General features: G+C 75.4%; 12 protein-coding genes. 7 read left to right on the top strand and 5 right to left on the bottom strand.

The features are described from left to right. Nucleotides 1-1,216 (bottom strand): MFS transporter (locus tag ACFW1A_RS30515; RefSeq protein WP_380414428.1); only part of this gene is annotated, 1,216 nt, incomplete at its 3' end. A 136-nt stretch (nt 1,217-1,352) separates the two neighbouring features. Here ACFW1A_RS30515 and ACFW1A_RS30510 point away from each other — a divergent pair. Continuing rightward, nucleotides 1,353-2,234, top strand: coding sequence for a LysR family transcriptional regulator (locus ACFW1A_RS30510; RefSeq protein ID WP_380414426.1), 882 nt, complete (start codon nt 1,353-1,355; stop codon nt 2,232-2,234). Nucleotides 2,235-2,337: 103 nt separating this feature from the next. After that, nucleotides 2,338-3,702 (top strand): chloride channel protein, encoded by a 1,365-nt coding sequence (locus ACFW1A_RS30505; RefSeq protein ID WP_380414423.1) that lies wholly within the window; start codon nt 2,338-2,340, stop codon nt 3,700-3,702. Nucleotides 3,703-3,738: 36 nt separating this feature from the next. Here ACFW1A_RS30505 and ACFW1A_RS30500 read toward each other — a convergent pair whose 3' ends face one another. After that, nucleotides 3,739-4,665 (bottom strand): amidohydrolase family protein, encoded by a 927-nt coding sequence (locus tag ACFW1A_RS30500; protein WP_380414430.1) that lies wholly within the window; start codon nt 4,663-4,665, stop codon nt 3,739-3,741. Beyond that, the gene (locus ACFW1A_RS30495) at nt 4,662-5,054 is read right to left on the bottom strand and encodes a winged helix-turn-helix transcriptional regulator (protein WP_380414420.1); all 393 of its coding nucleotides are present in this window, start codon (nt 5,052-5,054) and stop codon (nt 4,662-4,664) included. The genes ACFW1A_RS30500 and ACFW1A_RS30495 overlap by 4 nt, the downstream gene beginning before the upstream one ends. A gap of 107 nt (nt 5,055-5,161) precedes the next feature. Between ACFW1A_RS30495 and ACFW1A_RS30490 the strand changes: the two genes are divergently transcribed. After that, nucleotides 5,162-6,016, top strand: coding sequence for an NAD(P)H-binding protein (locus ACFW1A_RS30490; protein WP_380414417.1), 855 nt, complete (start codon nt 5,162-5,164; stop codon nt 6,014-6,016). An 88-nt stretch (nt 6,017-6,104) separates the two neighbouring features. Here ACFW1A_RS30490 and ACFW1A_RS30485 read toward each other — a convergent pair whose 3' ends face one another. Next, a complete protein-coding gene (locus tag ACFW1A_RS30485; protein WP_380414415.1) occupies nt 6,105-6,803 on the bottom strand; it encodes a GNAT family N-acetyltransferase in 699 nt (232 codons plus the stop codon). A 215-nt stretch (nt 6,804-7,018) separates the two neighbouring features. Here ACFW1A_RS30485 and ACFW1A_RS30480 point away from each other — a divergent pair, with 215 nt between their 5' ends. The 4 genes from ACFW1A_RS30480 (at nt 7,019) to ACFW1A_RS30465 (ending at nt 12,103) form a co-directional block, all read left to right on the top strand. Next, the gene (locus tag ACFW1A_RS30480; protein ID WP_380414413.1) at nt 7,019-8,200 is read left to right on the top strand and encodes a serine hydrolase domain-containing protein; all 1,182 of its coding nucleotides are present in this window, start codon (nt 7,019-7,021) and stop codon (nt 8,198-8,200) included. A gap of 67 nt (nt 8,201-8,267) precedes the next feature. Continuing rightward, on the top strand, nt 8,268-8,648 hold the full coding sequence (locus ACFW1A_RS30475) for a VOC family protein (RefSeq protein WP_380414408.1): 381 nt from the start codon (nt 8,268-8,270) through the stop codon (nt 8,646-8,648). A 161-nt stretch (nt 8,649-8,809) separates the two neighbouring features. Continuing rightward, nucleotides 8,810-10,324 (top strand): APC family permease, encoded by a 1,515-nt coding sequence (locus ACFW1A_RS30470; protein ID WP_380414405.1) that lies wholly within the window; start codon nt 8,810-8,812, stop codon nt 10,322-10,324. 90 nt (nt 10,325-10,414) lie between these two features. Further along, nucleotides 10,415-12,103 (top strand): flavin monoamine oxidase family protein, encoded by a 1,689-nt coding sequence (locus ACFW1A_RS30465; RefSeq protein ID WP_380414403.1) that lies wholly within the window; start codon nt 10,415-10,417, stop codon nt 12,101-12,103. 49 nt (nt 12,104-12,152) lie between these two features. Here the strand turns inward: ACFW1A_RS30465 and ACFW1A_RS30460 are convergent, their stop codons facing one another. Continuing rightward, nucleotides 12,153-12,848 (bottom strand): response regulator, encoded by a 696-nt coding sequence (locus tag ACFW1A_RS30460; protein ID WP_380414401.1) that lies wholly within the window; start codon nt 12,846-12,848, stop codon nt 12,153-12,155. Between the last annotated feature and the right edge of the window lie 251 nt (nt 12,849-13,099).

The raw sequence follows: 13,099 nt of genomic DNA, 5'->3' as shown, positions 1-13,099 counted from the left end.
CGGTCTGACGGGCCGTGCTGAGGATCCCGGCCGCGGTGCCCGCCCGGTCGGCCGGCACCCCGCCCAGCAGTGCCGCGGTCAGCGCGGGCACGGTGAGCGAGCCCGCGCCGGCGACCGGCAGCACCGCCAGCGCGATCAGCGGCGCCGGGGTGCGCGCGTCCACGGCGAGCAGGTCGAGCAGGCCGGCCGCCGCGCCGACCAGGCCCGCCACCATCGGTGCGCGGTGGCCGAACCGGGCGATGATCCGGGCGGCGGCCCCCAGGTTCACCACCGCGACCAGCGCTGTCATCGGCAGGAAGACCAGCCCGGCCGCGAGCGCGGACAGCCCGTGCACGCGCTGCAGGAAGAGGCTGAGCACGAAGACGCTGCCGTAGAACGCGGCGTTGACGCAGAGTCCGGCGAGCGAGGTGACGGCCACCGCGCGCGAGCGCAGCAGCGGCAGCGACAGCAGGGGGTGCGCCGTCCGGGCCGCCCGCACCGCGAAGCCGACCGCCGCCACCCCCGCCACCAGCAGCGGCGCCGCCGCCGCGCCGGCGCCGGCCGAGCCGGCCCGGACCACGCCGTAGGTCAGCGCCGCCAGCGCGAGGACGCCGAGCGCCTGGCCGGGCAGGTCGAGCGGGGTCGGGCGGCGCGGCGAGCGGGGGGCGCGGCGCAGCAGCGCCAGGCCCAGCAGGCCCACCGGCAGGTTGACGAAGAAGATCCACCGCCAGCCGAGGGTGTCGGCCAGCGCGCCGCCGGCCACCGGGCCGGCCGCCACGGCCACCGCTCCCGTGCCGGTCCACACGGTGACCGCCCGGACCCGGCGGTCGGGGTCGGGGAAGGCCAGGCGGACCATGGCCAGTGAGGCCGGCACGGTCAGCGCCGCCGCGGCACCCTGCAGCAGGCGCGCCCCGACCAGCACGGCGAGGTCCGGGGCGAGACCGCAGAGCGCGGAGGCGGCGGTGAAGAGCGCCAGACCGGTCCCGTACGCGCGGACGGCCCCGATCCGGTCGGCCAGCGCGCCCGCGGAGAGCATCGGTGCGGCGAACATCAGCGTGTAGCCGTCGACCACCCACTGCAGGCCGGTCATGCCGCCGCCGAGGCCGTGCCCGATGCCGGGCAGCGCGACGGTCACCACCAGTGCGTCCAGGGCGACGACGAAGAAGCCGGCCAGCGAGGCCAGCAGGGCGGCCCGGGCGTCGGGTGCGGGTGCGCCGGGTGCCGCGGACAGGCGCATCGGTTGCTCCGGAGGGTTCGGGCGGGTCGGAGGGCGGGTGTCGTTCCCATCCTGGTCACCGCCGCCGGCCGGACCAAGACCGGTCCGAGGAAGAGTCGGTGAGTACGATTCACCAATCGCGGCGGGGGAGGACGGGATGGAACGGCACGAGATCGAGACCTTCCTGACCCTGGCCGAGGAGCTCCACTTCGGCCGCACCGCCGCGCGCCTGGGGTTGGCCCAGGGCCGGGTCAGCCAGACCGTCAAGAAGCTGGAACGCCGCTTCGGCGCCCCGCTGTTCGTCCGCACCACCCGGCAGGTGGCGCTGACCGGGCTCGGCCGCGCGCTGGAGCGGGACCTGCGCCCGGCCTACCGGCTGGTCCAGGAGGCGGTCGCCCGGGCGGTCGCGGCCGGACGCGGCGTCACCGGGCGGCTGCGGGTGGGCTACTCGTCGCCGTGGGCGGGCGACCGGGTCAACCGGGCCGTCGCGCAGTTCCGGCGGGCCCACCCCGAGTGCGAGGTCGGGGCCCGACAGGTGCAGCAGAGCGACCCGTTCGGGCCGCTGCGGTCCGGCGAACTCGACCTGCAGCTCTCCGAGTTCCCGGTGGCCGAGGACGACCTGTCGACCGGCCCCGCGCTCTACCGGGAACCGCGCGCGCTGATGGTCCCCGCGGACCACCCGTTCGCCCGGCGTGCGTCGGTCGGCGTGGAGGACCTGGCCGAGGCGGTGCTGGTCCCGGTCGAGGGCGCCCCGGAGTACTGGCGCGAGGCGCACTACCCGCGGCGCACCCCGGGCGGGCGCCCGATCCCGCAGGGCCCGTCGGCCACCTTCTGGCCCGAGGTCCTGTCGCTGGTCGCCACCGGCCACGGCGTCTCCCCGATCGCCGCGCGCGGCGCCGCGTACCACGCGCGGCCCGGGATCGTCTTCGTGCCGTTCGCGGACGCCCCGTCGATCGAGTACGGCCTGATCTGGGCGACCGCCCGGCGCACGGCGGCGGTCGAGGCCTTCGCGCGGACGCTGCAGGCCCTCCCCGACTGACGCAGCGGCGGGGCGGCCCAACGGCTCGGCCGATCGGGTGATCTGTCGGATTGTCTGGTACGTCCTGGCGGCCCACCCGTGCGGCAGGCACCAGGCTGGGGCCATGGCCTCCGAGCAGCCCAGTGCCCCGAACCCGTCCGGCCCCGCGCCCGGTGCCCCGGACCGGACCGAGGCGCCGGGCGCGGCGCAGCTCAAGTCGCTGCTGCTCAGCCCCGGCTACCTGCAGTTGCTGGTGCTCGCCGCGCTGGTCGGCGTGCCGGTCTCGCTGGTGGCCTTCGGGTTCGTCGGCCTGGAGCACCAGTTGCAGCACTGGGTCTGGGAGTCGCTGCCGGACGCGGTCGGCTACCACCAGCAGCCGCCGTGGTGGTGGCCGCTGCCGGCGCTGGCGCTGGCCGGGGTGCTGATCGCACCGGTGCTGTACCGGCTGCCCGGGCACGGCGGCCACCTGCCGGTCCGCGGCCTGGGCGGCCCGCCGCTGCCGCCCGTGACCCTGCCCTCGGTCGTGCTGGCCGCCCTGATCGCGCTGCCGCTGGGCGTCTCGCTCGGCCCGGAGGCGCCGCTGATGGCGATCGGCGGCGGCCTGGCGCTGCTCGGCGTCGCCCGGGCCAAGCGCGAGGAGCACCCCAAGGCGGCGGCCATGATCGGCATGGCCGGCTCGTGCGCCGCGATCGCCACGATCTTCGGCAACCCGCTGGTCGGCTGCGTGATGGTCCTGGAGGCGGCCGGGCTCGGCGGCCCGCAGTTGCTGCTGCTGGTGCTGCCCTGCCTGCTGGCCAGCGGCATCGGCGCGCTGGTCTTCACCGGCTTCGGCCACTGGACCGGCCTGGGCATCGGCGCGCTGGCGCTGCCGAGCCTGCCGAAGAGCGGGGTGCCCGACGCCTCGGAGCTGCTCTGGGCGGTGCCGATCGCGGCGCTGATCGCGGTGGTGGTGGTGGGCGCGCAGACGCTGGGGTGGCGCGCGGCGGCGTTCACCGAGCGGCGCACGCCCTGGCGGACCGTGGTCTGCGCGCTCGCGGTCGGGGTCGCCATCGCCGCCTACGCGCTGTGCACCGGGCGGTCCCCGGCGGAGGCGGCGCTGTCCGGCCAGGCGACGCTGGCGCAGCTGGCCGCCGATCCGCACAGCTGGGGCGTCGGCGCCCTGGTCCTGCTGGTCCTGTTCAAGGGGCTGGCCTGGGGGGTCAGCCTCGGTTCGCTGCGCGGCGGCCCGATCTTCCCGGCCATCCTGCTGGGCGCCGCCGTCGGCGTGGCCTGCTCCGGCCTGCCGGGCCTGGGCACGGCCTCGGGCCTGTCCATCGGCCTGGCCGCCTCCGGTGCCGCCATCACCGGGCTGCCGGTCACCGCGACGCTGCTGGCGATCCTGCTGGTCGGGGTGAACGCGCCGGACGCCTCGCCGTTGATGATCGTCTCCGCGGTGATCAGCTTCGTCGTCGCGACGGTGCTCAAGCGGGTCGCCCCGGCACCGGCCTGAGCGGTGCCCGCCCGCGCGGTGCCCGCCGGCGCACCGTCACAGGTCGAACAGCTGTGCCGCGTTGTCGTGGCAGACCGCCCGCAGCCACGGCGCGCCCAGGTCGAGCCGCTCCAGGGCGTGCAGCTGGTGGAGGTACGGGTACGGGATGTTGGGGAAGTCCGAACCGAGCAGGACCCGGTCGCCGAGCGCGGCCAGCCGGGGCAGGTCCCGGCGGGGGAACGGCATGAAGCCCTCGCTGAAGTCCGTGAACGCCATCGTGGTGTCCAGGTGCACCCGGGGGTACCGCTCGGCGAGGTCGAGGAACTCCCCGTACTCGGGCATCCCGAGGTGCGCCACGATCAGCGGCAGCCGCGGATGGCGGGCCAGCACCCGCGCGATCGGCCCGGGACCGGTGTGCTCGCCGGGCGCGGGGCCGGAGCCGCAGTGCACCACCACGGGCACTCCGGCCTCCGCGAGCAGGCCCCAGACCGGTTGGAGCAGCTCGTCGGCCGGGTCGTAGGCCCCGACCTGGACGTGCGCCTTGAACACCCGGGCCCCCGCCGCGACCGCCTCGCGCACGTACTCCTCGACGCCCGGCTCGGGGTAGAGGGTGGCGGTGTGCAGGCACGCGGGGGTCCGGCGGGCGAAGTCGGCCGCCCAGCCGTTCAGCCAGCGGGCCATGCCGGGCTTGTGCGGGTAGAGCATCGAGGTGAACGCCCGGACGCCGAACCGCTCCAGCACGGCGCGGCGTTCCTCCTCCTGGTGCCGGTAGCCGATCGGCCACTCCAGGCCGCCGGTGAGCGGTCCGAGGGCGTCGAAGTAGGCCCAGACCTTGTCCAGTACGCGCTCCGGCATGAAGTGGGTGTGCACGTCGACCAGGCCGGGCAGGCCGAGCCCGCCCCAGAACCGGCGGACCTCGGCCGCCTCGGCGGCGTGGTCCGGCGCCCGGACGTCGGAGTCGGCGTGGTGGTGGTGCGCGCTCAGTGCAGGCTCCTCGCGTCGTCGTACGCGTCCCGGGCCCGCTGGACGTCGTCCATCCGCTCGCGGGTCCACTCGGCCAGGCCGCGCACCCGCACCGCGGCCTCGCGGCCCAGCTCGGTGAGGGAGTAGTCGACCCGCGGCGGGATCACCGGCTTGGCGTCGCGGTGCACCAGGCCGTCCCGCTCCAGGGTCTGCAGGGTCTGGGCGAGCATCTTCTCGCTCACCCGGCCGATCGCCCGGCGCAGCTCGCTGAACCGCTGCGGGCCCTCGGTCAGTTCGATCAGCACCAGCACGCCCCAGCGGCTGGTCACGTGCTCCAGCACCAGCCGGTACGGGCACAGCTCCTCGCCGGTGTGGTACTTCGCGCCGGCACCTACCGTACTTACTGCCATACCAGTACCTTACTTCAAAGTGGGTACTTCCGAATAGTTAGCGTTAATCCTACGGTCGATGACGACAGCACCACCGCACCACCCGCACCGCGAGGAGAACGCAGACCATGAGCATCGTCGTCACCGGAGCCACCGGAGCCCTCGGCCGCCACGTCGTGGCCCAGTTGCTGGAGAAGGTCCCCGCCGAGCAGGTCACGGCCGTGGTCCGGGACCGCAGGAAGGCCGCCGATCTGGCTGCCCGCGGGGTGCGGATCGCCGTCGCCGACTACAACGCGCCCGAGACCTTCGCGGGCCTGTTCGCCGCCGGCGACAAGGTCCTGCTGATCTCCGGCAACGAGGTGCACGGCGACCGGGTCGCCCAGCACCGGGTCGTCATCGAGGCCGCCGCGGCCGCGGGCGTCGCGCTGCTCGCCTACACCAGCGCGCCCGGCAGCCTGAAGGCCGCGCTCGCCGACGACCACCGCGCCACCGAGGAGGTCGTGCTGGCCTCCGGCCTGCCCTACGTGCTGCTGCGCAACGGCTGGTACAACGAGAACTACACCGAGCGGCTCGCCCCGGTGCTGGAGCACGGCGCCGTGGTCGGCGCCGCCGGGGACGGCCGGATCTCCTCCGCCGCGCGCGCCGACTACGCGGCCGCCGCGGTCGCCGTGCTGACCGGCGACGGGCACGCGAACCGGACCTACGAGCTGGGTGGCGACCGGGCCTGGAGCCTGGCCGAGTTCGCGGCCGAGGTCGGCCGGCAGACCGGCCGGGAGATCGCCCACCGGAACGTCAGCGTCGAGGACTACGCCGGCATCCTGGTCGGCGCCGGGCTGCCCGAGCAGATCGCCACCGTGCTGGCCGGCGTCGACGCCTCGGTGGAGAACGGCGAACTGGTCGTCAGCAGCGGCGACCTGGCCCGCCTGACCGGCCGCCCGACCACCCCGATCGCCGAGTCCGTCGCGGCGGCGCTGAACGCCTGACCCGCCGACCGCGCCAACGGCCGACCCACCGGCGGCGCGGTACGTCTGACCCGCCGTCGGCCGTCGGCCGTCGCCCGCCCCGGCCGGGTCAGGGCGTGCGGAAGCCGCGGAAGGTCACCTGCCTGCGGGTCCGGAAGCCGAGCCGCTCGTAGAGCGCGAGGGCGCCGGTGTTCGCCTCGGCGACGTGCAGGAACGCGCGCTCGCCGCGCGCCTCGATCCGCGCGGCGAGCTCCGTCACCAGGCGGGCGGCGTGGCCGCGGCCGCGCGCCCCGGGAGCCGTGCAGACGGCGCTGATCTCGGTCCACCCCGGCGGCCGGAGCCGCTCGCCGGCCATCGCCACCAGCGCGCCGCCGCCGTCCCGGACGCCGAGGTAGCTGCCGAGCTCGCGGGTGCGCGGCCGGAACGGCCCGGGCTGGGCCCGGGCGACCAGGTCGAGCATCTCGGGCACGTCGGCCGGGCCCAACTCGACCGGCTCGGTCCCGCCGGCGCAGGCGCCGCCGGCCCCCGCGGGCAGCACCAGCTGACGGCCCGCCAGCACGAAGACCGGCTCCCAGTCGGCCGGCGGCAGCGCCGGGCAGCTGAACAGGTCGGCGAACCCGCCCGGCCCGAGCAGCGCGGCGAGGTCGGCCCAGTCCCGCGGGCCCGGGTCGTCCGGCACCGCGGCGAAGGTCGCGACCTCCGGCAGGTAGCCGGCGGCCCGCCCGACCCGCCGGGCCAGGTGCGCGTGCCGCCCGCGCAGCGACGCGTCCACCGGATTGTCGAGGACGGCGGACTCGCGGTCGACCATGGTGCGGCACCTCTCGGGACGTGTTCGCGACGGACTCCGTACAGGCTCGCACCCGGGCGGGGTCGGGCGGCAACCGGGGCCGGGCGGGCGGCGGTGCCGTCGGCCAGCCGGGTCACGGTGGGCGGCCGGGCGTTTCCGCGGGCGGGCGGCGGGTGAGTGATTGCCGCCAGGGCGGCCGGTGTCGTGCCGCCGCGTCACCGTTCCGGAGGCCCGCCGTGTCCCAGCGCTCCCGCCGCTCGCCGTCGCTCCGCCACCGCGGGCGCACCGCCGCCGCCCTGCTCGCCGCCGCGCTGGCACTGGTGCCCGCCGCGCCGGGCGTGGCGGGCGCCCGCGGCGGTGGCGGCGATCCGGCGCTGCAGGCCGCGCTGCAGGGGCTGGTCGACCTGCCGGGCGGCCCGCCGGGTGCGATCGCGGTGCTCCGCGACGGCGACCGGGTGCGGACCTACCGGGCGGGGGTGGCCGAGCTCGGCCACAACCGCCTGCCGCAGCTCGACGACCACATGCGGCTGGCCAGCGCCTCGAAGGCGTTCAGCGGCGCGGTCGCCCTGCACCTGGTCGACTGCGGGAAGCTGGACCTGGACGACACCCTCGCCCAGCGCCTGCCGGCCCTGCCCGCGGCCTGGGGCGCGGTGACGCTGCGCCAGCTGCTCCAGCACACCAGCGGGCTGCCGGACTACAGCATGGCGCCGGAGTTCGTGGACCAGATCCGGGCCGACCCGCACCGGGTGTTCGACTCCCGGCACCTGCTCGACTACGTCGCCGGCGACGACCTGCGGTTCGCCCCCGGCACCCAGTACCAGTACTCCAACTCCGACAACATCGCCGTCGCCCTGATGGCCGAGGCGGTGACCGGGCAGCGGTACGAGGACCTGCTGGCCGCGTACGTCTACCGGCCGCTGGGGCTGCGGCAGACCAGCCTGCCGTCCGGCTACGAGCTGCCCGATCCCTACCTGCACGGCTACGACGTCGAGGTGGGCAGCCCGACGGAGGACGTCAGCACCCTGTTCGGCGCCTCCGGCTCCTGGGCCTCGGGCGGCCTGGTCTCCACCCCGCAGGACTTCAACGCGTTCGCGGCCGGGTACGCGGGCGGACCGCTGATCGGCGACGCGACCCGGCAGCAGCAGCGGACCTTCGTCGACGGCGCCTCCGAGCCGGCCGGCCCCGGCACCAACCGCGCCGGACTGGCGATCTTCGAGTACGCCACCCGGTGCGGCGCGGTCTACGGGCACACCGGCAACACGGCGGGCTACACCCAGCTCGGCGCGGGCACCCCGGACGGGCGGCGCAGCGTCACCGTCTCCGTCACCGAGCAGGTGAACAAGACGCACAACCCGGACGTACTGGCGCACCTGCGGGCGGTCGAGGAGGACTTCGTCTGCGCCCTGCTGACCGGTTGAGCCCTGCTGACGGGCTGAGCCCACCCCCGGGCGCGCCCCGCGACCGGGACCGACGAGAGGAGATCCGATGATCAGTCAGGCCAGGGTCGGCGCCACGCTGCCGGCCGGGGACATCGAGCGGGCCAGGCGCTGGTACGAGGAGAAGCTCGGACTGACGCCGGTCGGCACCGACCCGGACGGCGGGCTCCGCTACCAGACCGGCGGCGGGACCATGTTCGCGGTCTTCCCGACGGGCATCACGGAGCGGGCCGGCCACACCCAGATGGCCATCGAGGCGGCCGACGCCCGGGCCGAGGTGGCCGAACTGCGGGCCCGCGGCGTGGTCTTCGAGGAGTACGACCAGCCCGGCCTGCAGACCGTCGACGGGCTGGTCGAGCTCGGCGGCCTGGTGGGCGGCTGGTTCAAGGACAGCGAGGGCAACCTGATCGGCATCTTCCAGGCGCAGTAGCCGCGGGCCGGCGGTGGCCCCGGTCGACGTCCTGACATGCTGTCAATCCCGCAACAGGCAACGCAACAGGCTGCCCATCCCCGGGCGGCGCACCCGCGCAGCACACTGGGCCGACTCCGCGAAGGCGGAGCCGAACCGTGCCTGCCGCCGAGGAGTTGCCCATGTCAGCCGTCGAGCAGTCCACCGCCGTCCCCGGGCCGCCCACCGGTCAGGGACCGCCCGCCGTCCAGCCGCTGAAGGCCGGGTCGGTCGGGCTGGTCGGCGTGGTCTTCATGGCCCTGGCCACCGCCGCGCCGATCACCGCGATGACCGGGAACCTGCCGGTGATCATCGGCAGCGGCAACGGGCTGCACGCCCCGGCCGGCTTCCTCTTCGTCACCCTGGTGCTGACCGTCTTCACCGTCGGCTACGTGGCGATGGCCCGGCACATCACCACCGCCGGCGCCTTCTACGGCTTCGTCTCGCACGGCCTGGGCCGGGTGGCGGGGATGGCCTCCGGCCTGCTCGCGGTGCTCGCCTACGTGGTCTTCGAGGCCTCGATCGTGGGCATCTTCGCCTACTTCGCGCAGCAGACCGTCGAGGCCCAGTTCGGGGTGCACTGGCCGTGGCAGGTCTTCGCGCTGGCCATGCTGGCGGTCACCGCGCTGCTCTCCTACTTCGACCTGGAGGTGGCCGCCAAGGTCCTCGGCGTCTTCCTGGTCGGGGAGGTGCTGATGCTGGGGCTGCTGGCCACCGCGGTGCTGGTGCACGGCGGCGGCCCGGGCGGCCTGCGGGTCGGGTCGCTGAACCCGACCGGGGCCTTCGCCGGCGTCAACGCGGGGGTCGGCCTGTTCTTCTGCTTCTGGTCGTGGATCGGCTTCGAGTCCACGGCGATGTACGGCGAGGAGTCCCGCAACCCGCGGCGGATCATCCCGCGGGCCACCCTGATCGCCGTGATCGGGCTCGGCGTGCTGTACACCTTCGTCGCCTGGATGGTGGTGGCGGGCAACGGTGCCAAGGCACTCGACGTCGCGGGCGGCAGCAACCCGCTCGACCTGTTCCTGGTGCCGGCCCGGCAGTACCTGGGCCCCTGGGCCGCGACGGCCTTCCAGTGGCTGATGTGCACCAGCGCCTTCGCCTGCGGCATGGCCTTCCACCAGTGCGCCGCCCGCTACCTCTACGCGATCGGCCGGGAGGGCTTCCTGCCGCGCGCGCTGGGCCGGACCCACCCGCGGCACGGCTCGCCGTACGTCGCCTCCTTCACCCAGACCGCGATCGCGCTGGCCGTGGTGGGCGGCTTCTGGGCCGCCGGCCAGGACCCGTACGCGAGCCTGTACACCCTCACCGCGATCCTCGGCACGCTGGCGCTGCTGGTGGTGCAGACGCTCTGCTCGTTCGCGGTGATCGGCTACTTCCGGCGCAACCACCCCGAGTCCCGGCACTGGTTCCGGACCTTCACCGCGCCGCTGCTCGGCGGGCTGGGCATGATCGCCGCGATCGTGCTGCTGGTGGCCAACCTGGACACCGCCGCCGGTGCCGCCTCGAAGATCCTCTTCTTCAAGCTGATCCCCTGGATCGTCGGCGCCGTCCTGGTCGCCGGGGTCGCCCTGGCCCTGCACATGCGGGCCCGCCACCCGCAGAAGTACGAGCTGCTGGGCCGGCTGATCGTGGCGGACACCCAGGAACGCGACGCCTGACCGTCCGCTCCGCCCTTCCCCTGCACCCCGCCACTTCCCCCACTCCCCGCCACTTCCCCCACTCCCCGCACCGAATGCTGAGGAACCCCCATGGCACGTTCCCACCCGCTCTGGCAGCTCAAGCAGGTGTTCGCCGACCAGGCGGCCGCGGACCGGCTGCGGCTGCCGCTCGACGAGTACCGGGGCCTGCGCGACGACGCCCGCGCCGAGCCCGCCGGGCTCTCCCGCCGGGCCCTGTTCGCCCGCGCGGCCGCGCTCGGCATCGGCCTCACCGCGGTGGGCGCCGCGCCCCGGGCCCGGGCCGCCGCGGCGACCGGCGCCCGGTACAGCGGCCCGGCGCCGCGGATCGCGATCGTCGGCGCCGGCATCGCCGGCCTCAACGCCGCGCTCGCGCTGGCCGACAAGGGCATCGCCGCCACCGTCTACGAGGCCAACCCGGACCGGATCGGCGGCCGGATGTACTCCGGCGGCAGCCCGTCCACCCCCGGCCTGTGGGCCCAGGGCCAGGTCTCCGAGTACGGCGGCGAGCTGGTCGACACCGCGCACAAGACCGTGCAGCACCTGTGCCAGCGGTTCGGGCTCGGCCTCACCGACGTCCTGCAGGCCACTCCGGCCGGCGCCGAGCAGATCCTGCGGTTCAACGGCGGTTACTACCCGCGGGCCCAGGCTGACCTGGACTTCAAGCAGATCTGGCAGGCCGTCCAGGCCGATGCGCGGAGCACCAGCTCCTCGCCGATGTGGAACAGCCACACCGCGGCCGACGTGGCGATGGACAACCTCTCGGTCCGGGACTGGATCGACACCCGGGTGCCGGGCGGGCACCGCAGCAACCTCGGGGCCTTCCTGGACGTCGCCTACGCGGTCGAGTACGGCGCCGACACCACCCAGCAGTCCGCCTTCTGCCTGCTCGAACTGCTCTCCGCGCAGGCCAACCCGGGCAGCTTCGCCATCTGGGGCGGCTCCAACGAGCGCTACCACATCACCGGCGGCAACGACCAGCTCCCGCACGCCGTGGCGGCCGCCCTGCCGGCCGGCACCGTGCAGCAGGGCTGGAGCCTGCGGGCGGTGGTGCGGAACGCCGACGGCAGTCAGACCCTCACCTTCGCGGTGGACGGCGGCGGCACCAGGACCGTCACCGCCGACCACACGATCCTCGCGGTGCCGCTGCCCGTCCTGCAGCAGGACGTCGACCTCTCCGGGGCCGGGCTCGACACCATGATGCGGGGCGTGCTGACCCGCATGACGATGGGCGCCTGCACCAAGCTCAACATGCAGTTCACCGGCCGCCCGTGGACCGGCACCGGGCCGTGGCCGGGCACCTCCGGCGGCGAGTGCTTCAGTGATCTGCCGTTCCAGCAGGCCTGGGACGTGACCCGGGGTCAGGGCGGCAGCGACGGCATCCTGATCCAGTACGGCGGCGGCACCCCGGCCAGGTCGCTCACCCCGCCCAGCGCCTTCACGGACGCCACCACCCCGTACACGGCGGACCTGGCCCGCAGCTACCTCGGCCAGATCGACCAGCTGTGGCCCGGCACCGGCGCGGTCTGGAACGGCCGGGCGACGCTGTCGGCCTGGCACCTCAACCCGTACTCCCACGGCGCCTACTCCTACTGGCCGGTCGGCTACGTGACCGGCTACGCGGGCTACGAGGCCACCGCGCAGGGCCGGCTGCACTTCGCCGGCGAGCACACCTCCTACGACTTCCAGGGCTACATGGAGGGCGGCGCCGAGACCGGTGCCCGGGCGGCCCAGGAGGTGCTGACCGCCATCGGTGCCTGAACCGGGGCGGGGTGCGCAGCGGGGACCCGCCGTGCGCCCCGCGACCCGGTCAGGGGCGCGGGCGGACCGTCGGCGTCTGGGCGGCGAGGGTCTGGGTCGCGATGACGGCGGCCTGGACCCGGCGCTCGACGCCGAGCTTGGCCAGCAGTCGGGAGATGTGGTTCTTGACGGTCTTCTCGGCCAGGAAGAGCCGGTCGCCGATCTGGCGGTTCGTCAGCCCCTCGCCGATCAGCGCGAGGATCTCCCGCTCGCGGCCGGTGAGCTGGACGAGTTGCGGGCCGCTCGGCGCCGCGTCGCCGCGCAGCCGGGCCATCAACCGGGTGGTGGCACTCGGGTCGAGCATGGACTGGCCGGAGGCGACGGTGCGGACCGCGGCGACCAGGTCGGTGCCGCTGATCTGCTTGAGCACGTAGCCGGCGGCGCCCGCCATGATCGAGTCCAACAGGGCCTCCTCGTCGTCGAACGAGGTGAGGATCAGGCAGGCCAGCTCCGGCATGCGCGAGCGCAGCTCCCGACAGACCGTCACGCCGTCGCCGTCCGGCAGGCGCATGTCCAGCACCGCGACGTCGGGGCGCAGCGCCGGCACCCGGGCCAGTGCCTGCTCGGCGGTGGCGGCCTGGCCGATCACGGTCAGGTCCGGTTCCCCGTCGAGCAGGTCGTGCACGCCGCGGCGGACCACCTCGTGGTCGTCGAGCAGGAACACCTTCACCGGTGCGCCGGCCCGCCCCGTCGTCTGCTGCGCCATGCCGCTCCCGTGGGCCGGGCCCGCGGCCACCCACGGGCGGGATTGATCCGGGCGGCAGTCTGCCAGGCCGCGGGGCCGCGGCGGTAGGGCCGGACGGCCCTACTCGCCGGTCGGCCGAGCCGGCGGGCGCACGCGGGGCCGGCGCACGCGGGGCCGGCGGGCGTGGCGCCGGCCCCGTGCGCCGCACCACCCGTGGGCCCCACCCCCCCAGCGCCCCCCCCCCCCGGGGCCCGGCCGCCCCCCGGTCGGGC

It is taken from the genome of Kitasatospora sp. NPDC058965, from assembly GCF_042741245.1.
In the GTDB taxonomy this organism is placed as follows: Bacteria; Actinomycetota; Actinomycetes; order Streptomycetales; family Streptomycetaceae; genus Kitasatospora.
The sequence above is the reverse complement of the archived record's forward strand: the minus strand, read 5'-3'. Positions and strand labels throughout refer to the sequence as shown.